An 18,435-nucleotide genomic window follows, 5' to 3' on the forward strand; every position below is an offset into this window, starting at 1 on the left:
AGTTCGAACCTCTCCACACCCACCAGTTGGTTAATTGTTTTTTTAAAGTGTTTTACGCCAGTAACTCACTGATTTTATTGAATTTATAAAAAACATTCATTTCTAGTTTTCTACTTTCACTTTTCTGAAATAAATAAAAATATTGCTTTAATTTTTCATGTGGTGAATCTGTGACCACTACGTGACCATATTCAATATTTCACTTTTCTGTATTTCTCATTAAATAACTTTTTTACTTATTTTTTAAGTGTTTTTTGACCTTCGCTTGTTTTGGTTTAGAAGAAAACCATGATATATGTGGTCACAAATATTATGTAACCACATTTTTTGCCAAGTGACTTTAATGTATCTAAAGTGTATTTTTCTTTATCAGTATAACTTACTGACTAATAAAGAATTTACTTGTTAGGGATGATTGGTCAGTTCAGTTTTAGCTAAAACTCCTATGTGACCAGAGCGCCTAAAATAAATCATTTTTTTGTTTATCTTATTTGAGAGGGTGTTTTCGTATTGGACACTCGCATATGGTTTTTACTCTTAATCAGAGGGGTAAATTGTGGGCACTAATTACACTGCGTTATTTCGTCAAATAGAGATCCTAAGAGCGATTCCAGATAAGCCAGGTTGTTATATATCGAGAAGTACAATACAGGTGGTGTTGGAAGGAAAAGGTTTTAGTGTTAAAACTCGAACTCTTCAGAGGGATCTCGAAGCTCTAGAAAAGTATTTTGGCTTAAGCTGTGATAAGTCTGGGAAGTCCATGCTTTAAAACGATTACATGCCCGTTATTTTATCCTTGATAAAAAATAACTCTTGGATAGGGAGCTAAATGCAGAGAATGAATTTGGTTGTAGCCAAACCCATTGCAACTTAGATATTATTGGAGATATAAAGTAGCGCCTACAAAAAATAGGCGCTGTTTTATAAAAGCTACATTAAAATTATAAATGTGCCTGCAATTGCAATTCCTGAAATTCCGAGCCAAATTACCAAATATCCCATGATGTCACGTGCTGATAGTCCAGCGACACTTAATAATGGTAATGCCCAAAATGGTTGAATTTGATTTGTCCAGCCGTCTCCCCAAGTAAAAGCCATAATTGTTAAGGCTGGGTCTGCGCCTAAATTATATGCGGCTTCCATCATGATTGGTCCTTGGATTGCCCATTGGCCACCACCAGATGGAATAAAGAAGTTTACGATACCTGCACACAAGAAAGTTAGTAGCGGAAATGTTTTTATAGTAGCTACAGATATTATTGCATTTGAAAAAATAGTAACCAACCCTGCATTTGTCATCATTCCTGCTATACCAGCGTATAGAGGGAATTGAACAATAATACCTCGTGCAGCTTTAACCGCTAGTTCTGCGGCGTTGAGATAAGAAGCGGAGTTCTTATGGAGTAATAATCCTAACGCTAGAAAGATTAAGATCATGGTGTTGAGATTAAGACTAAAAGTATCGCTAATGATTTTATTAATTATATAGCTTGCGGCTAATAGACCTAGAAACAAAGTCGGTATACGGCTGTGTTCAATCCAGTCCGAAAAACACATTTTTCCTTCAAACACTTTTGTTTCAATAATCTCTTCTTTTTCTTCTAATACAATAATGTCTTTCGGTTGCTTCTGAAGCAGAAAAAATGCAACTAATAGTACTAGAAGACCGATAGTAAGCGCTATGTTCCAGCTAGAATAGAGTGTCTGTGATACAGGAACTATACCAATCGCATCTTCCATAAAGTGGCCTGGAGTCGCAATAATCAAAGGTATAGAGGACGAAGGGCCACGTACTAATTCACCGCCGTATGCCGCGGCAACGAGGAGAGGGAAGTGTACTTTTACACTACTTCCCATTGCTCTTGCTAGAATAGCTCCAGCAACCATGCCAAACCCCCAATTTAGATAATAACAAATAAAGCTCACAACGATTGTGATTGCCAGAGCTTGTTTTGGGGTATTTGCTTGTTTTGCTAAGGCGTTAAGGGCATTTTTTATTATTGGTGTCATTGCCAGAACATAGCCTGTCAATAACACTAGAACCATTTGCATTCCAAATTTAAATAATTTCGAAAATCCATCGCCCCAGTAACCAGCCATTGTCATAGGACCTTGGTCTGCAATAGTAATGCCTAATACAAATATTATGGCGGTTAGTATCACAGCAAGTACAAAAGCACTTGGTAGGTATTTCTGTACAATACGTACAGAAAAATTTGTTATTTTTTCCATAATGATGTTCTCTTATTTTTATTAGTTTATTTACTCAATATTTATTTGGCTGCTCATTATTAATGAGTGTGATTATTGAGAAATTTTTATTGTTTTTAATGAATATATAGAAATATATCAACATTGAAGTTCGTGATATAAATTTTTATTTACTGATAAAAATATCATTCATTAGTAAGGTTTTTTGATCCAAAAAATCGATCTCAGAGATTTTTTATTCATACAGTTGATGTATAACTTGTGTAGATATAAGAGAGGTTAGATTTTTATAAACTAACTGCCTTTATCTGACAAAAAATACAAAGGTCAAATTTTATTGAATATCGAATCTTTCATTTAGTTAGAGTTAAGTGTTAATGAGTATCTGTTAGGTTTACCTCCTTCAGTCATTTTATTCATAGAGAGTTATTATTTTCAAAGCTCTGACGAAATGTATTTGGATCCATAATAGATAGATTTTTTTTCAGTGCATTTACTAAATCCTGTACTTGCTGTGCATTACTTTTTGCCAATGTTCCTGATTTTGTATAAAGATTGTTTTCAAAACCGATACGAACATCACCACCTAACTCAGCGGCTTTTATTAAACACTCCTGCTCTTTATTACCAAATGCACAGATTGCCCAGCGGACAGTCGTTTTTTCGAGTAAAGGTAAAAATGGCGAGAGATCTTCTGGTTGAGATTCTTGTTGGGCATGATAACGACCCAGTACCAATAGAAGGTGGTGATGAGAATCCGGTAGTAATTTTCGAGCCCTAAGATCTAGGTAATAGCTCAGTTGTTCAGCAGAATAAAGAATGTATTGAGCAATGATTTTTTGCTCGGCAACCCAATGAAAAAACTCGCTGGCTGCTTGTTCATGATGAACATCTGGAATCAACTCTGATAATGAAAAAGAGGCCGCTTCTGGCATGAGCGCTTTGATCAACGCCATTTGTTCAGACGGTTGATAAAGGCCAACAGCTTCAGTAGTGAGTTGGATGATGACTCTGTCACCTACAGCATCTTTTACAGCCTTCATCATTAATGCATTATCTTCGATTTCCAATGAATGACGACCGTCAGCAGTGCGTGCATGAAGGTGCACCATACCTGCCCCTGCATTGACGCAATCCTGAACTTCTGCAGCCATCTCATCTGGCGTGATAGGTAGGTTTTGATGATCGGTTTTTGTTTTCCGTGCGCCATTAGGTGCAACTATGATTAAACGTTGTTTCGAGTTGGTTAATTTCATTAGTACATACCTTCTTTAAATAAGGACTGAGTAACAGAATCAACGCTTTCAAAAAGTTTTTCTGTTAATTCATCAATTTGTGTATTGCTGATAATGAAAGGAGGAGCTAATAAAATGTGATGTCCGTTTTTTCCGTCTATCGTTCCTGACATTGGGTAACATATTAAGCCGAGATCCATTGCTCTTTCTTTTATTTGTGTATGTAGGTTTGAAGCCGTAGAAAAAGGTCGTTTAGTGTCTTTATCAGCAATAAGTTCTACTGCTCTAAATAGGCCTCGACCACGAATATCGCCAACAAAAGGATGATCAGTAAAGCGTTCAGATAAACGTGTTTGTAAAATATCACCTGCCTCTTGAACTCTGGGTAGAAGTGCTTCTTTCTCGAACGCATTTAATACAGCAAGAGACCCTGCCATGGCTGTTGCGTGGCCCATATAAGTATGACCGTGCTGAAAAAAGCCCGAACCTTGAGAAATGGTGTTGTGAATTTCGCTGGTAGCGATCATTGCTCCAATTGGTTGGTAACCTGCGCCTAAGCCTTTGGCGATTGTTACTATGTCCGCATGGATATCTTCTTGTTCGTGAGCGAAAAGTGTACCGGTACGACCCATGCCACACATTACTTCATCAAGAATCAACAAAACGCCGTATTGATCACAAATTTCTCGGATACGTTTAAAGTAACCTTCCTCTGCGGTTACCGCGCCAGCTGTGGCTCCGACAACCGGTTCAGCAATAAAGGCAATAACAGTATCTGGCCCCATCTCTAATAAGCGTGTTTCGAGTTCGTTGGCCGTGCGTTGGCCGTAATCAAAATAACTCTCAGATTCGAGTTTGTTGTGATATGCAAAGCAAGCTGAAATATGTTCTGTCGGCATGAGTAATGGTGCAAATGGTGCGCGACGTAGTTCATTACCGCCAACAGCAAGAGCTCCTAACGTATTGCCATGATAACTTTGTTTACGAGAAACAAATTGAGTTCGTTGAGACTCGCCTTTTTCTACAAAATATTGACGAGCTAGCTTAAGTGCTGACTCTATTGCTTCTGAACCTCCAGATACGAAATATACGTGATTTAGATTACCTGGAGCTGCTTGGGTGAGTTTCTCTGCAAGCTCTAGGGCGTTGTCTGTATTGAAGAAACCAGTATGAGCGTAAGCGAGCTGATCAATTTGTCTGTGTAAAGCCGCGCGAACATCGGGATGACTATGTCCTAAACAGGAAACGGCTGCCCCACCGCTTGCATCTAGATAAGCTTTACCTAACTTATCATAAAGATAAATACCATCACCTTTAACAGCGATAGGTAGGTTTGAATGGCAGTGGCGTTGAAAAATATTGTTCATTTAGAATAAGGCTTTATTATGATTATGATGGTCTAACCTTAATGTCTCTTTACAGAGAGCCGCAAACGATATATTTTCAGGCCCTATGAGAAAAAGTAATGGGGTATTGTAGGAGAAAAAAATGTCGATAAAACTTCCACCGCTCAATGCGTTAAAGGTATTTGAGGTAGCGGCACGAAAACTAAGTTTTTCTCAAGCAGCCATGGAATTGTGTGTTACTCAAGGCGCTGTTAGTAAGCAAATTAAGGCATTAGAAGAACACTTACAGTTGCCGTTATTTTACCGAACTCCAAAGGGATTGGAGCTGACAGCGCCCGGCAAACTGTATTTACCAACTATCATGAGTGCGTTGGAGCAAATTCATAGCTCTACGGTTACTTTGCAACAATTTTCCGCGGAAGTTCAACATTTGGTTTTGGATATTTCACCTTCTTTATCCAGTTTATGGATGATTCCTCGTTTACATTTGTTAGATGAAAGGTTTCCGTCTTTACGACTTAGCCTTATTTCTGGTGATGGTGCTTACCAATTTAATCAATCTAGTGCGGATGTGGCGATTCGTTGTTTGCCGCTTTCGTTAAGTCATCAAAATGCGACCTTACTTACAAAAGAAATTTTATTGCCAGTAATGCACAAAGACCTGCTGGTGAATTCACCAATCAATGAGGCGAAAGATTTACTGAAGCATTCATTAATTCGCCCAACTACTCGACCTCAGCTGTGGAACCAATGTTTTAATCGTTTTATTGGAGATGATTACGGTGATAATGTTCCAACATCTCGTCATGCTTTTGAACATTTCTTTATGTCTTTGGAAGTAGTAAAGCAAAAGCAAGGTATCGCATTAATACCAGAATTTTTAGTCGAAAATCTATTAATTGATAATCAAAATGAAGACGAGCAGATAGAATCTTTAAGTAACAAAGAATTGGTTAATCCTCTGGGACTGAAATACGAAAGTGGTTATGGTTATTATTTCTTAACTCCTTCATTTAGACATCAAGATCCCATGATAAAACAACTACTAGAATGGTTTCAGGTCAATCTTAGTGATGTGTAGAACCCAAATAAAGCTGTAGCTGAGTTATGTGTTGTTGGTATCTAGGTAGGTATTTTTAATGATTCTTATTATAATCGTTATTTTTTGATGAAAACGATGTTTTTTGCGACTAAAAAAGGTTCAATCACCTTGTTTAGTCGCGGTTTAATTTCATTAACTAGATATAAAAGATTTTAAAATATCGGCTAATGCTTTTGGTGATTCTACAGAAGGGACATGACCGACATGATCCAACTGAATGGTTGAATCAATATGCATTAAAGACGCTAAGTTATTCATTAGTTCGGGCGTTGTTGCGACGTCTTTTTCACCACAGATGAGCTGAGTTTTAACGTTCTTGATACCATGCTTTTTCGTTAGGTCAGTATTGCCTAACCATGCGCATAGTAAATCATAACTATGATTATCTACCTTCATTAACTGTTGCTGCCAAAATTCCATTAAGGCAGGTTTACTTTGGACACTGTCTTCGCTAAACCAGCGAGATACCAAGGCATTCGCCATGTTTTTGAGACCTTTAGCTGCAACATCATTTTGACGGTTTAACCAGAATTCTAACGTACCAATTTTAGCGCCAGTATTGGTTTGAGGAGGCGTTCAGAATAATCAATCAGCAATTGCTGTCCAATGACACCACCTATAGACGTTCCAATATAATGGAATTTTGTGATACCTAGCGCATCGCATTTCTCTATTAAAGGTGTCACTAAAGCATCTTCCTTAAGAGAGGTTACCGCTGGGTCTATTGCAGAGCTTTGTCCATGACCTGGAAGGTCCCAACGAATAATATAAAAATCGTCTTTAAGATGTGATGCGATCTCATCCCATACCATACCTGTAAGTTCATTCCTAATGGATGACCTAAAACTAGGGCGGGCTTGGTTTTATCACCTTCAACGAAAAAATGTAATTCACTCATTAAATAGTGTCCCTTTCAATTAGGATAGCAATGCCTTGGCCAACACCAATACACATAGTACACAGTGCGTACGTTCCGTTGGTGCGTTTCAATTGTAATGCGGCAGACTGTATCAAGCGAGCGCCAGACATACCGAGAGGATGCCCAAGAGCAATGGCACCACCATTAGGATTAATACGCGGGTCTTTAGGGTCAAGCCCTAGTTCTTTCATACAGGCAAGACCTTGAACGGCAAAGGCCTCATTCAATTCAATAACGTCTATATCGTTTAATGACAAACCAGTACGTTTTAATACTTTTTGCACCGCAGGAACGGGCCCCATTCCCATAATAGAAGGTTCAACGCCAGCTGTCGCCATACTTAGAATTTTAGCCAATGGTATGAGTTTATGCGTTTTGACTGCGCTTTCGCTGGCGACCAACATAGCGGCTGCGCCATCGTTTATACCTGAGGCGTTACCTGCCGTGACACTGCCACCTTCACGGAAAGGCGCTTTTAGCTTGGCTAAGCCTTCTAGTGTTGTACTGGCACGAATATGCTCGTCTTTATCGACAAGAATTGGATCACCTTTTCTCTGCTTAATGCTAATAGCGGTAATTTCTTCTGCAAACTTACCTTGATCTTGAGCTTTCTGGGCTTTTTGCTGTGACTGATAGGCGAATTCGTCCTGTTCTTCACGGGAAATCGCATAGCGAGTGGCAATATTCTCAGCGGTTTCTGGCATGGATTCTGTGCCGTATAAGCTTTTTAAGACAGGATTGATGAAGCGCCATCCCATGGTTGTGTCTTCGAGTGTTTGCTGTCTATCAAAGGCCATTGACGGTTTGCCCATGACGAAAGGAGCTCGTGACATGGATTCTATACCGCCAGCGATCATCAACTCAGCATCACCTGATTTAATGGCCCGAAATGCAGTACCAATAGCATCCATTCCTGATCCACAAAGACGGTTCATTGTGGTACCAGGAACACTCTGTGGCATGCCTGAAAGTAGGCTTGCCATGCGAGCCACATTTCGGTTGTCTTCACCAGACTGATTTGCACAACCAAAAATAGCATCTTCGATTGCTTCAGGGTTTAGGTCTTTTGCCTCTGTAAGCACGGCTTGAATCACTTGAGCAAGCATATCGTCAGGACGTATGTTCGCTAAGGCTCCTGCATAACGGCCTATCGCGGAACGTCTAGGGTGACAGATGTAAACAGAGCTCATATCGCCTCCTTAGCACTGTGTGCTTTTTCAGTTCGTGCTTTTAATTCACGTAATACTTCTAGCTCTTTTTTACTTGGCGTTGGTGTGGTTTCAAGTGTTTCGGAAAATTTAATTTCCCAGCCTGTTGCTTCAATGACGTCTTCTTTCGTCGTACCAGGGTGCAAGCTGGTGACAATCAACTCTTTGGTTGCTGAGTCTGGTTTTAAAATGCATAAATCCGTAATAACCACACTTGGGCCACGACCAATATTTGATAAATTATCTCTCCCTTTACCGTCACGACCAAAACCAATAGTGGTGATAAAATCCACGTCTTCCACAAACGTACGTTTGGAGTGTTTAACGGTAATAAAAACTTCTTTGGCATTGGTCGAAATTTCAGGTGCACCACCACCACCCGGTAAGCGGACTCTTGGATTAGCGTAGCTGTGTGCGCCATCTTTGCCTGTTTCTTGATGGTTAGCGGCAATAACGGTTGTATTTAAATTCGCAAATCGATCGATTTGAGCGGTGCCTAAAAAGCCCACATCGATGTGACCACCTTGTAGCCAATAACGGAACATTTCTGGTACTGAGACGGTGGTTAGAGCTGACTCACATAGTTCACCATCGCCAATAGATAATGGCAAAACATCCGGCTTGGTTTGCAAAGTACCTGATTCGTAGATCAGAGTAACATCAGGAGCATGAGTTAAACGTGCTACGTTAGCGGCTTCGCTTGGTAAACCAATACCAACAAAACAAGTCATGCCGTTTTGTAAGGCGCGAGCTGCTGTAATCGTCATCATTTCTGCCGAAGTGTATTCAGTCAATGGATTGTTAGTTGTCATATTAAATGTCTCCTTGAGTCAAAACATGTGACTGTAACCACTCATTAAAAGTTTCTCGATTACGGCTAATGGCATCCCATTCTTTGTAGTAGCTATTATCTCGGTCGTAATAACCTAAGGCATAAGAAGGTTTCGCGCCTTGAGGTGCAACGGCGACAACATCAATCGCCCAAGCAGGCAGTACACAAGCGTTTGGCGTGACCTCTAAGTTATCAACGATTTCTTCCACCGTTACAATACTGCGTTTCGCAGAAAGAACGACTTCTTTTTGGACACCGATAATACCTTCTATTAATACATTACCTTCGCGATCTGCTTTTTGAGCGTGAATAATACTCACGTCTGGTTTGATGGATGGAATAGCCGCCAGTTTTTCACCCGTAAAAGGGCAGGTAATGCTAGAAATGTCTTTGTTGGCAAGTGGCAGCTCGCTTCCGATATAGCCTCGAAAAACCGCCAGAGGTAAGCCAGCTGCGCCAGCTTCATAAGCGTTGGCCATGGCCGCGTGGCTGTGCTCTGTTATCTCTAGAGCACAAGGGTAACTGTGTTCAATCGCATCACGAACTCGGTGTAAAGATCCAACGCCTGGGTTACCACCCCAAGAAAAAAACAATTTTTTAGCACATCCTGCACCCACCAATTGATCGTAAATAAGATCTGGTGTCATGCGAATGAGAGTGAGGTCACGGAGCTTTTGGCGAATAATTTCATGGCCAGCGGCAAAAGGAATAAGGTGGGTGAAGCCTTCTAGGGCGACGGTATCGCCGTTTTTTACTATTTCAGCAATAGCATTTTTCAGGGTTAAAAATTTAGTCATATGCCTTTCCTTTTCACTATTCGTTATGCGAATATGTGTTTGCAATGCGAATATATTAAGTTGATACTTCTTCTTAGGTCAAGTGCTGAAACAACTCTTTCCTTCAATTTGGTTTAGTGATCTTGATATTGCTGGCTTGAATGGTATGAATCAGAAATAATGGAAATATATTGAATGGAAGTGAGTAGATAGATAATGAGTGAAGAAATACTGCTTCCCGATCATCGGGATTATGTAGGCGCATTGGCTTCAGGTTTGAATGTGATTATGGCTTTTAGTCCTGAGCATAAAGAAATGACGCTTTCGGAAGTCGCAGAGCAAACAGGTATGGATAGGGCGAAAGCGAGACGATTTTTATTAACCCTACATTCTTTAGGTTACATTAGTCGCCAAGGTCGAAAGTTTTCATTAACACCAAAAATACTTAGCCTTGGCTATGCTTATAATGCGAGTAATAATCATCTTAGTGTAGTGGAGCATTACCTGCACGATGTCACCTCTCGTCTTGGGGAGTCGTCGTCACTGGCGATATTAGATAAAAATGAAATAATGTATGTAGTGCGCTCCCCAGCGCCACACCGCCTAATGTCTATAACGTTAAGTGCCGGAACACGATTACCTGCTGCCTACACTTCTATGGGGCGTATGTTAGTCACATTGATGAGTGAAAGTGAGCAAATTGATTGGTTGGCTGATGTGAGGCTAGAAAGTCTTACAGAGAACAGTATTGTCGACAAAGCAATGTTTCTAAAAGAATTAAAAACTATTTCTCAGCAAGGGTATTGTTTGGTCGATCAAGAACTAGATCTTGGCTTACGTTCTTTAGCTATTCCTGCTGTTGCACATGATGGCACTTTATTAGGAGCTATTAACTTGAGTACGAATGCTTCGAGAGTCAGTTATCAAAAACTAGTCGATGAATTTTTACCCGTACTACAAGAGGCCGCAGAGCTGATTCGAATGCATACACAGTAGTTATTTTAATTCAGCTTTATTTATCGACTTTCGATTAATGTATTTAAAATATCCATTGTTGATTTGGTTATATCATCCATTGGCCCTTTGCGACGGCTGAAAATAACTGGACTGGTAATGGATTTGTCTTGAAGTGGTATGAATACAACATCATCACGCTTAAGTCGATTTACTTGCTCAGACACCAAAGTAACGTCCATTTCAGACGCTACTAATCCTAATGCTGTTTGTAGGTCATTTACTTGTTGAGTAACATTTAATGTCAATCCTCGACTAGTAAACAATGAACTGCAAATATCTGCAAAAGTAGGTGTTGAGGACGTTCCTGCAGGATAGAGAATCATTGGGTTTTCGGCTAACTCTTTCAATGTAAGCTCAGATTCAGCAAGGAGATGGTTTGCTGGAAGAGCGGCGAATAAAGGTTCATGAAAGAGAATGGTTTGCTCTACTAATTCATCAGGAATAATCAACCGTCCAAACCTGTAATAGTCTAATGATTCTAGAAGGTCTTATAGCCTATAATTTACCTCAATGTAGGGATCAGATCATGACCATCAAAACCCGAAAAGAGCGATTAAGTTACACTGTCAAGCCAAAGTGTGAATACGCTAGATTGATGGTAGAAGAGCACTATTCCAATCAGCAGATTATGGATATATCAGGTTCCGGAGCGACTGCTGTAGCACGTTGGAAAAAACAGTATTTAGATGAGCTGCGCGGTGAGTTTACTCAAGGTGAAATTCCTTTAGATCCAGATAAGCGATTGATAGGAGAACTTAAAAAAGAACTCACTGAATCAAGAAAAAATGTGCGTTTGTTAAAAAAGGGAACCGCCTTGTTCATACGCGACAATCCAAATTTAAAGTGATTCGTCAATTGATCAAGATAGAGCCTCAGACAACCATAAAGAGAGTGTCAGTTACTTGAACTACCCGTGTCGAACTATTATTACACGCCTGATATTTGACCTGAAGATGAGGCAATTAAGAAAAGAATCGTAAAGATATTTGAAGGTTCTTTTCAACCTTATGGAAAACGCCGACTGGCCTTTGAGTTAAAAAAAGAGTCGTTCAACATTGGTGTGTTCAAAACAGCTAGTTTGATGAAAGCATTGGGATTAGTCGCGAAAAGGTCGAAGAAACCGCATTACTATACAGCGGCTAAAGAGCAACCAACGACACGACACTTTTAAAAACATACTTTTTTGAAGTATGAGAGATCCAAGATTCTCAAATAGAGAAAATCTGATTAAGCCTTTTTACCCTTATCTTATAGCATTAGTCGCGATATGGACGGAGCAAATTGCGTGTTCAATGCCAATGCGGCTGCGCCAGCAGCAATAGACCATTTACCTGCTCTCCCTCGGAGTACAATAACGTCTTTTGTGGATCCTATTCTTAGTGGATATGGCTTAGCTTCTTCCATCAATAGGTTCAGTAATTCATCAGGAATGGTTCCTGTGATAATAATTTCGGACGGAGATAAAAGCGCATCCAAAAATTGTATTGCTTGCCTAAGCCTTAAAGCGGCCGAAGTAATCCAATTCATTAACTCAGGAGAGCGAATGGTTATTAAATTTCGAATAATTTCATAGCTCTCTGACTCATCTGGAGATAGGGCTAATTCTCGGCATAATGAGTCATAAGATAGGTATTGTTCTAAACACCCTAATCGACCGCAGTGACACTTTTTCCCAAATGGATCGACTTGAATATGGCCGATCTCTCCAATATTGCCATAAGCACCTTGATAAATAGTGCCGTCAATAATTAAAGCAGCACCTAGCCCCGCACCAAAATGAAGCGTTGCGAAATCCGCCTGATTGCCATTACCACGGTATAATTCTTCACCTATTGCTGCCGCATTGGCGTCGTTACTTAATGCCACAGGTAGAGCTAACGTTTCCTTTAAATAAGTCAAAGAGTCAGTAGAGCCTAGGCTACTAAAACCAGTAGGGTCAGGTAGGTGGGTTTCAGTATCGAAAGGTCCTGCAGCAGCGATACCACAGCCTAATATATTGGAAGCAAAATCTTTGGTTTCTTGCCTACCAATTGAAATTCCTTGAACGATAACTTGATGAATATGCTTAATATTTTGTTCTGGTAAAGATAATTTTAAGTTCCATCTGATCTCTCCAAATACATCTGTTAGTACAAAATTGATCCAAGTACGGTCAGCGTGAACGCCAAAAAAATGCGCTGCGTTGCGTCTCATTGAAACGTTTACTCCTGGATGGCCACGGCCAACCGCAACACCAGAGCGTAGTTCAACCATTTCGAGTTCATCTAATTTCGCGACAATGTTTTGTACTGTCTGACGAGAGAGAGAGGTAGACCTTGCTATATCCGCTCGTGATATAGGGCCTTGGCTACGAATAAGATCCAGAACAACTGCACTATTATGATCTTTCGCTTTAATTAGGTTTGTCCCTGACATTCTTAAAGCACTTAGTTTGTTCATAGACTTCATATTTCATTCCAGATTCGAAGAAACGCCCTAATTTGTATCAAAGATCGTTTAAATGCACTCATTTGAGCTCCATATAATATAGAATTTATTTTTTAAATCAATTTGACAAAAAAAAGGAAGTGCGCCATCTTTGTATTTCCTAAACACGGTGAAGGGGAACAAAATGATAATTAAAAAGTTACTACCGATGTCAATGTTAGCACTTGCAACATCAATGGCATTTGCAGATACAGAACTTAATGCACTGTTCATGAGTCAAGCGGCGTACAGCGAAGCCGACATAAAAGCAATGACGGCTGAGTTTGAAGAAAACAATCCTGGCATTTCAGTTGCGTTGGAATTTGTTCCTTATGAAGCGTTACATGACAAGATCATAACGTCTGCAGCGGCTGGAACAAATGGCTATGACATTGTTCTTTACGATGTAGTTTGGCCTGCGGAATTTGCTGAAGGCGGCTTCTTAACAGACGTAACTGATCGTGTGCCAAAAGATTTGGGGAATCAAATCTTTGATGGTGCATGGACGACAGTTACCTACAATAGCCGTATTTTTGGAATGCCTTGGATTCTTGATACGAAATATCTGTTTTTTAACCGAGAAATGCTCTCTCAAGCGGGCATAGAGACACCGCCTTCAACCTGGGCTGAAGTCATGGAACAATCCCAAATTCTTAAAGATAAAGGGGTTGTTAAATATCCTTTGGTTTGGAGTTGGTCGCAATCGGAAGCAATGATCTGTGATTACACCACATTAGTGGCTGCACATGGTGGCAGCTTCTTTGAAGGGGCTAAACCAGCCTTCAATAAAGATGGAGCTCTTGCTGCTATTGATTATATGGCAACGTCATTGAAAAGTGGGCTTACTAACCCCGCTTCCACTGAATATTTTGAAGAAGACGTCAGACGTGTATTTTCCAATGGTGAAGCAGCATTTGCTTTGAATTGGACTTATATGAATGCGTTGGTTAATGATCCTAGTGAAAGTAAAGTTGCAGGTAAGATTGGTGTAATGCCTGCTCCGGGTGTAAAAGGAGTTTCTGAAGCTTCCGCTGTCAATGGATCCATGGGCTTAGGCATACCATCAAACAGTGCACATAAAGATGAAGCTTGGGCGTTAATCTCGTATTTGACTGATAAAAAAGTACAAGAAAATTATGCGAAGTTAAGTCTTCCAGTATGGAAAGAATCTTATAGTGTGAAATCTGTCACTGAAGGTCAGGAAGAATTGGTTTCTGCTGCGAGCAAAGCTATTGCAGTTATGTCACCACGACCAGTGGTGCCAGCCTACACTGAAGTGTCCAACATACTGCAAAAGCACTTACACAGTATATTGTTAGGTGAGGAATCTTCAGAGGATGCGTTAGCGGATGCCGTGAAACGTGTATCACGAATTCGTTAAAGTCAAAAATCATGCATCGGGAGAGTGAGTTATTATGGTAATAAACAAAAGACTAGAGAAATGGGCGTTATTGAGTCCTGCTCTAGTGGTACTTGGGCTCGTTACTCTTGTGCCGTTCGTTCAAACTTTGTGGCTCAGCTTTACCGATGAACGTATTACTGCTATCTCCAAGCCGGTCAATTGGATTGGTTTGGAGAACTATATTTATGCGATAACCGATCCTGATTTTATCGAAGCTCTCGGACGTACCATTTATTTCACGTTGACATCAGTTGGTATCGAAGGTGTTTTAGGTGTTGCAGTGGCTTTATTGCTGAATCAAAAATTTCCAGGACGTAACGTGTTGCGGTTTTTAATTATATTACCGTGGGCTGTACCGACAATTGTGAACGCAATAATGTGGCGCTTAATTTATCATCCTGAATATGGGGCATTAAACTCTTTTCTATGGCAAATGGGGATTATTCCTGACTATCAAAGTTGGTTAGGAACACCAGGACGCGCCTTGAATATGATCATTTTTGCGGATATTTGGAAAAACTTCCCACTAGTCGTTTATATCTCACTTGCAGCTCTACAAACTGTTCCTATGGATTTGCTTCAAGCGTCACGAATTGAAGGTGCAGGTGCTTGGAGACGATTTCGAACTATCACATTACCTTGGATTATGGGGCCACTATTGGTTGTGTTAGTACTGAGGACAATCGAAGCCTTCAGAGTATTCGATATTGTTTACGTTATGACTCGTGGTGGACCATCTGATAGCACCAAAACTGCCAGTTTCTTTGTCTATCAAGAATATTTTAATTATCTGAGGTCTGGAAGCGGTGCTTCTTATGCAGTGCTTTTAGCGGCCATCAGTACTGTGTTAATTTCAATTTACTATATCGGCGCACGCCGTCAAGCGCAGGGATGAGAGCATGAAAAATACTAATTTTAAGTTATTTGGATTGCTAAGTGCCTCTTTAATCTTGGTGGTTTTTACGCTATCTCCACTGATTTGGCTAATCATAATGAGTGTTTCAAGTGCCGCTGAACTCACCGCTAAACCTCTTGTTTGGTGGCCAGATACGATAGACTTTTCACGCTACAGTGATCTCTTAAATATGGATTCAGGTAGTGGTGAACGGTTTCTCATGGCTCTAAGAAATAGCCTGATTACAGCGATAACAGCCACTTTAATGGCATTAATTATATCTATCCCCGCTGCTTTCGCATTTTCTCGTCGTGGTGCTTCTCTTGTGTTGTTGTTTGGCTTTTTGGCTACAATTATGATGCCGCCAATCACGTATATATTACCTCTTTATAATATTTTTGGGTCGCTCAGCCTTTTGAATAGTTCGACGGCGCTAGCCATTGTTTACTGTGCGATGTTACTACCATTTGCAACATGGTTGATGAAGAGCAATTTTGATGCAATACCTGCCGAGTTAGATCAAGCATCTATGCTGGAGGGGGCAAGCACTTTTTATACATTACGTCGGGTGATATTACCCTTGGCATTACCCGCTATTGCAGCAACTTTCATGTTGTCATTTTTAGCCGCATGGGATGAATTTTTCTACGCGTTAATTTTCACTAGTGATTTGTCAACCAAAACACTTCCTGTTGCCATCGCTGATTTTACGGCAGGCCGAGTGACAGATTATGGCGTTATTGCAGCAGTAGGGGTTTTAGCGTCACTGCCTCCAGCTATTGTTGCAATGTGCTTTCAACGTTTCATTGTGTCTGGCCTGACGGCAGGCAGTGTTAAAGGATAATTAGAATGACTCAAATAGCCAATACGAAGACATCAGATCAGCATCAAGCGCCCATTCTGACAGTGAGTAATCTCACCAAAAGCTATGATCAAACGCTCATTTTAAAAGATATTAGTTTAACCATGCCAAAGGGCGAGTTTCTTGTGTTAGTTGGCCCATCAGGCTGTGGTAAGTCTACTTTGCTGAGTTGTATCGGTGGACTAACTGATATCTCCTCGGGCAGCCTAGCTATAGCTGGACGAGATGTAGCCAACTTGCCTCCGGCGAAACGCGATATCGCAATGGTATTTCAGTCCTATGCACTGTTTCCGAATTTAACTGTATCAAACAATATTGCTTATGGGTTAGATGTGCGCGGTGTTGATAGTAAAGCTCGTGAAACCTCAATTCTACGAGTGGCTGAAATGTTAAATATTGTCCATTTACTGGATCGTAAACCGTCGCAGTTATCGGGAGGTCAGCGTCAAAGGGTGGCCATGGGGAGAGCCTTAGTAAGAGAGCCGCAATTATTTCTCTTTGATGAGCCACTGTCGAACTTGGATGCAAAGTTACGCTTTTCAATGCGAACGGAAATTAAACGATTACATCAACGCTTAAATGCTTCGATAATTTATGTTACTCATGACCAAATAGAGGCTATGACTTTGGCCACGCGGATTGTGGTAATGCGTAGCGGTGTTATTCAACAAATTGGCTCACCTCGCGAGATATATAATTACCCTGCAAATGCTTTTGTTGCTGATTTTATGGGGGCACCAGCGATGAATTTAATAGAAGCTCATGTTACGTCTACACCAACAGGATTGGATATTTGTATCTCTACTCCAGGCAGTGAACCGGACCTGATATTGCATGATACTTTGCCGCCAGAAACTCTGAAAAAGTCGTCTAACCAAAGGGTTATTTTTGGCATTCGCCCTGAAGCAATTACCGATCGTATGACTGGGAATGACAAAGTTAGTTTTCAATCTTGTCTATTGGATGTCGTTGAACCAACAGGTTCAGACACCTATGCGACACTAAAATTTAGCCAAGGTGACATGGTTACACGTCTTCATGGACAGTGTGAAGCAGTTATGGGTGAGCGCATTGATTTGGAATTTGATATGTCACTGGTTTCTTATTTTGACCCAGAAACAGAGGTACGATTTTGAGCATTAGCTTACTTGCAGATATTGGTGGAACCAATACTCGCTTTGTATTGGCGAATAATAATTGTGATGTGTTATTTGACAGCTATGAAGCCTTTCGCAATACCAGTGCAGAGAGTCCAGAATTACTGATTAAGCGTTATATGAAACGGCAAGGCATTGATTCTTGCGATCACGTTGTATTGGCATTGGCCGCACCTGTCAATGAAGAAGAAGTCGTTCTAACGAATCATAACTGGCGATTTACAGTTAAAAGTATTTCAGCTGCATCAATGTCGAATGATGTTTTATTTATTAATGACTTAGAGGCATTAGGGTACGGTTTATCGGAATTGGGCGCTGAGCAATTACAACATTTAGCAGGGCCTCGTTCTCTTGATAAAAAAGGGCCACGAATAGTGATTGGTGCAGGTACAGGGTTTAATGCTGCCATAGTCACGCAACTGGAAAATGGTGAACACTTTGTAAAAGCAATGGAAGCGGGGCACATGACTCTTACAGTAGAGACTCAAGATGAGTTCGAATTGTGGCAATACCTGGCAAAAGGGCGTGGACGGGCATCAGTTGAACGTGCCATTTCAGGGCGCGGTATCGAACAAACTTATCAATGGTTTTGCCAAAGAAACTCAACACCCGTAGTACATATGAATGCACGTGATATTTCTATTGCAGCATCAAATCAGTCCGATTTAATGGCAGAGAAAACTATGCAAACAATAGCCAATATTTTTGCTCGCACAATAGGTGATCTCGTTTTAGCTTTTTTACCGACTGGTGGGATATTTTTATCCGGCAGCGTAACCCGTGCAATGATGCCTTGGTTGCGACGTGCCAGTTTCTTCGATGCTTTTGTTGCCAAAGGCAGGCAGTACGATTTGATGCATCAGTTTCCACTTTATATTCTGAATGATGACCAAGCGGCTTTGCATGGTTGTAAAATCGCAGCAAAACAGCACTCACTCCGCTTACGCGGAATGTAATGTGTTAGGAAGTGATGGAGGCCACTTAAGTTGAGTTATATAAAAGGCTTT

Annotated in this window: 20 protein-coding genes; 10 read left to right on the forward strand and 10 right to left on the reverse strand. The window is 40.6% G+C overall.

The annotated features are described in order from the left end of the window. The first annotated feature begins 556 nt into the window (after window positions 1–556). Window positions 557–769: a hypothetical protein gene (locus MUS1_RS13245; protein ID WP_036163359.1), complete on the forward strand. Its 213-nt coding sequence runs from the start codon at window positions 557–559 to the stop codon at window positions 767–769. A 161-nt stretch (window positions 770–930) separates the two neighbouring features. On the opposite strand, the gene MUS1_RS13250 is transcribed toward MUS1_RS13245, so the two are convergent. The 3 genes from MUS1_RS13250 to MUS1_RS13260 all read right to left on the reverse strand — a co-directional run bounded on the left by MUS1_RS13250 (window position 931) and on the right by MUS1_RS13260 (window position 4,813). Further along, the gene (locus MUS1_RS13250; RefSeq protein WP_036163360.1) at window positions 931–2,232 is read right to left on the reverse strand and encodes a short-chain fatty acid transporter; all 1,302 of its coding nucleotides are present in this window, start codon (window positions 2,230–2,232) and stop codon (window positions 931–933) included. A 395-nt stretch (window positions 2,233–2,627) separates the two neighbouring features. Beyond that, window positions 2,628–3,467: a beta-keto acid cleavage family enzyme gene (locus tag MUS1_RS13255; protein ID WP_036163361.1), complete on the reverse strand. Its 840-nt coding sequence runs from the start codon at window positions 3,465–3,467 to the stop codon at window positions 2,628–2,630. Further along, window positions 3,467–4,813, reverse strand: coding sequence for an aspartate aminotransferase family protein (locus MUS1_RS13260; RefSeq protein ID WP_036163362.1), 1,347 nt, complete (start codon window positions 4,811–4,813; stop codon window positions 3,467–3,469). Before MUS1_RS13260 ends, MUS1_RS13255 begins: the two co-directional genes overlap by 1 nt. Window positions 4,814–4,934: 121 nt before the next feature. On the opposite strand from MUS1_RS13260, the gene MUS1_RS13265 reads away from it, so the two are divergent. Then, window positions 4,935–5,873, forward strand: coding sequence for a LysR family transcriptional regulator (locus MUS1_RS13265; protein ID WP_036163363.1), 939 nt, complete (start codon window positions 4,935–4,937; stop codon window positions 5,871–5,873). Between the two features lie 153 nt (window positions 5,874–6,026). On the opposite strand, the gene MUS1_RS16275 is transcribed toward MUS1_RS13265, so the two are convergent. The 5 genes from MUS1_RS16275 to MUS1_RS13285 all read right to left on the reverse strand — a co-directional run bounded on the left by MUS1_RS16275 (window position 6,027) and on the right by MUS1_RS13285 (window position 9,650). Beyond that, window positions 6,027–6,377 carry an alpha/beta fold hydrolase gene (locus tag MUS1_RS16275; RefSeq protein ID WP_051436265.1) on the reverse strand — a complete coding sequence of 117 codons (351 nt, stop codon included), beginning with the start codon at window positions 6,375–6,377 and terminating at the stop codon, window positions 6,027–6,029. Window positions 6,378–6,427: 50 nt separating this feature from the next. Next, window positions 6,428–6,706 carry an alpha/beta fold hydrolase gene (locus tag MUS1_RS16280; RefSeq protein ID WP_051436266.1) on the reverse strand — a complete coding sequence of 93 codons (279 nt, stop codon included), beginning with the start codon at window positions 6,704–6,706 and terminating at the stop codon, window positions 6,428–6,430. 85 nt (window positions 6,707–6,791) lie between these two features. Further along, a complete protein-coding gene (gene pcaF, locus MUS1_RS13275; protein WP_036163365.1) occupies window positions 6,792–8,003 on the reverse strand; it encodes a 3-oxoadipyl-CoA thiolase in 1,212 nt (403 codons plus the stop codon). Then, the gene (locus MUS1_RS13280) at window positions 8,000–8,833 is read right to left on the reverse strand and encodes a CoA-transferase subunit beta (RefSeq protein WP_036163367.1); all 834 of its coding nucleotides are present in this window, start codon (window positions 8,831–8,833) and stop codon (window positions 8,000–8,002) included. Before MUS1_RS13280 ends, pcaF begins: the two co-directional genes overlap by 4 nt. 1 nt (window position 8,834) lies before the next feature. After that, window positions 8,835–9,650, reverse strand: coding sequence for a CoA transferase subunit A (locus tag MUS1_RS13285; protein ID WP_036163373.1), 816 nt, complete (start codon window positions 9,648–9,650; stop codon window positions 8,835–8,837). A 195-nt stretch (window positions 9,651–9,845) separates the two neighbouring features. Here MUS1_RS13285 and MUS1_RS13290 point away from each other — a divergent pair, with 195 nt between their 5' ends. After that, a complete protein-coding gene (locus tag MUS1_RS13290; RefSeq protein WP_036163376.1) occupies window positions 9,846–10,625 on the forward strand; it encodes an IclR family transcriptional regulator domain-containing protein in 780 nt (259 codons plus the stop codon). A 20-nt stretch (window positions 10,626–10,645) separates the two neighbouring features. Here MUS1_RS13290 and MUS1_RS13295 read toward each other — a convergent pair whose 3' ends face one another. After that, window positions 10,646–11,095: a LysR substrate-binding domain-containing protein gene (locus tag MUS1_RS13295; protein WP_051436268.1), complete on the reverse strand. Its 450-nt coding sequence runs from the start codon at window positions 11,093–11,095 to the stop codon at window positions 10,646–10,648. A 77-nt stretch (window positions 11,096–11,172) separates the two neighbouring features. Here MUS1_RS13295 and MUS1_RS13300 point away from each other — a divergent pair, with 77 nt between their 5' ends. Both MUS1_RS13300 and MUS1_RS16410 read left to right on the forward strand, forming a co-directional pair. Beyond that, the gene (locus tag MUS1_RS13300; protein ID WP_051436271.1) at window positions 11,173–11,493 is read left to right on the forward strand and encodes a hypothetical protein; all 321 of its coding nucleotides are present in this window, start codon (window positions 11,173–11,175) and stop codon (window positions 11,491–11,493) included. A 114-nt stretch (window positions 11,494–11,607) separates the two neighbouring features. After that, window positions 11,608–11,817 carry an IS3 family transposase gene (locus MUS1_RS16410; protein ID WP_084035624.1) on the forward strand — a complete coding sequence of 70 codons (210 nt, stop codon included), beginning with the start codon at window positions 11,608–11,610 and terminating at the stop codon, window positions 11,815–11,817. A gap of 77 nt (window positions 11,818–11,894) precedes the next feature. On the opposite strand, the gene MUS1_RS13305 is transcribed toward MUS1_RS16410, so the two are convergent. Continuing rightward, on the reverse strand, window positions 11,895–13,094 hold the full coding sequence (locus MUS1_RS13305; RefSeq protein WP_036163377.1) for an ROK family transcriptional regulator: 1,200 nt from the start codon (window positions 13,092–13,094) through the stop codon (window positions 11,895–11,897). A gap of 163 nt (window positions 13,095–13,257) precedes the next feature. Here MUS1_RS13305 and MUS1_RS13310 point away from each other — a divergent pair, with 163 nt between their 5' ends. From MUS1_RS13310 to MUS1_RS13330, 5 genes are read left to right on the forward strand one after another with little or no spacing between them, the layout of a single operon-like run. Next, window positions 13,258–14,493: an extracellular solute-binding protein gene (locus tag MUS1_RS13310; RefSeq protein ID WP_036163378.1), complete on the forward strand. Its 1,236-nt coding sequence runs from the start codon at window positions 13,258–13,260 to the stop codon at window positions 14,491–14,493. Window positions 14,494–14,527: 34 nt separating this feature from the next. Continuing rightward, complete coding sequence (locus tag MUS1_RS13315; RefSeq protein ID WP_211236468.1) at window positions 14,528–15,409, forward strand: carbohydrate ABC transporter permease; 882 nt, start codon at window positions 14,528–14,530, stop codon at window positions 15,407–15,409. 4 nt (window positions 15,410–15,413) lie between these two features. After that, window positions 15,414–16,253, forward strand: a complete 840-nt coding sequence (locus tag MUS1_RS13320; protein ID WP_036163380.1) for a carbohydrate ABC transporter permease — start codon at window positions 15,414–15,416, stop codon at window positions 16,251–16,253. A gap of 5 nt (window positions 16,254–16,258) precedes the next feature. Next, the gene (locus MUS1_RS13325; RefSeq protein ID WP_051436273.1) at window positions 16,259–17,407 is read left to right on the forward strand and encodes an ABC transporter ATP-binding protein; all 1,149 of its coding nucleotides are present in this window, start codon (window positions 16,259–16,261) and stop codon (window positions 17,405–17,407) included. Continuing rightward, window positions 17,404–18,384 (forward strand): glucokinase, encoded by a 981-nt coding sequence (locus MUS1_RS13330; RefSeq protein WP_036163382.1) that lies wholly within the window; start codon window positions 17,404–17,406, stop codon window positions 18,382–18,384. Before MUS1_RS13325 ends, MUS1_RS13330 begins: the two co-directional genes overlap by 4 nt. The last annotated feature ends 51 nt before the right edge of the window (window positions 18,385–18,435 follow it).

The sequence above is a fragment of the Marinomonas ushuaiensis DSM 15871 genome (assembly GCF_000521805.1).
Lineage (GTDB): Bacteria > Pseudomonadota > Gammaproteobacteria > Pseudomonadales > Marinomonadaceae > Marinomonas > Marinomonas ushuaiensis.

Bases quoted from the DNA above. Each gene is read 5' to 3' on its own strand.
- MUS1_RS13250 (WP_036163360.1), bottom strand. From the start codon at position 2,232: ATGGAAAAAATAACAAATTTTTCTGTACGTATTGTACAGAAATACCTA.
- MUS1_RS13255 (WP_036163361.1), bottom strand. From the start codon at position 3,467: ATGAAATTAACCAACTCGAAACAACGTTTAATCATAGTTGCACCTAAT.
- MUS1_RS13260 (WP_036163362.1), bottom strand. From the start codon at position 4,813: ATGAACAATATTTTTCAACGCCACTGCCATTCAAACCTACCTATCGCT.
- MUS1_RS13265 (WP_036163363.1), top strand. From the start codon at position 4,935: ATGTCGATAAAACTTCCACCGCTCAATGCGTTAAAGGTATTTGAGGTA.
- MUS1_RS16275 (WP_051436265.1), bottom strand. From the start codon at position 6,377: ATGGCGAATGCCTTGGTATCTCGCTGGTTTAGCGAAGACAGTGTCCAA.
- MUS1_RS16280 (WP_051436266.1), bottom strand. From the start codon at position 6,706: ATGGTATGGGATGAGATCGCATCACATCTTAAAGACGATTTTTATATT.
- pcaF (WP_036163365.1), bottom strand. From the start codon at position 8,003: ATGAGCTCTGTTTACATCTGTCACCCTAGACGTTCCGCGATAGGCCGT.
- MUS1_RS13280 (WP_036163367.1), bottom strand. From the start codon at position 8,833: ATGACAACTAACAATCCATTGACTGAATACACTTCGGCAGAAATGATG.
- MUS1_RS13285 (WP_036163373.1), bottom strand. From the start codon at position 9,650: ATGACTAAATTTTTAACCCTGAAAAATGCTATTGCTGAAATAGTAAAA.
- MUS1_RS13290 (WP_036163376.1), top strand. From the start codon at position 9,846: ATGAGTGAAGAAATACTGCTTCCCGATCATCGGGATTATGTAGGCGCA.
- MUS1_RS13300 (WP_051436271.1), top strand. From the start codon at position 11,173: ATGACCATCAAAACCCGAAAAGAGCGATTAAGTTACACTGTCAAGCCA.
- MUS1_RS13305 (WP_036163377.1), bottom strand. From the start codon at position 13,094: ATGAAGTCTATGAACAAACTAAGTGCTTTAAGAATGTCAGGGACAAAC.
- MUS1_RS13310 (WP_036163378.1), top strand. From the start codon at position 13,258: ATGATAATTAAAAAGTTACTACCGATGTCAATGTTAGCACTTGCAACA.
- MUS1_RS13315 (WP_211236468.1), top strand. From the start codon at position 14,528: ATGGTAATAAACAAAAGACTAGAGAAATGGGCGTTATTGAGTCCTGCT.
- MUS1_RS13320 (WP_036163380.1), top strand. From the start codon at position 15,414: ATGAAAAATACTAATTTTAAGTTATTTGGATTGCTAAGTGCCTCTTTA.
- MUS1_RS13325 (WP_051436273.1), top strand. From the start codon at position 16,259: ATGACTCAAATAGCCAATACGAAGACATCAGATCAGCATCAAGCGCCC.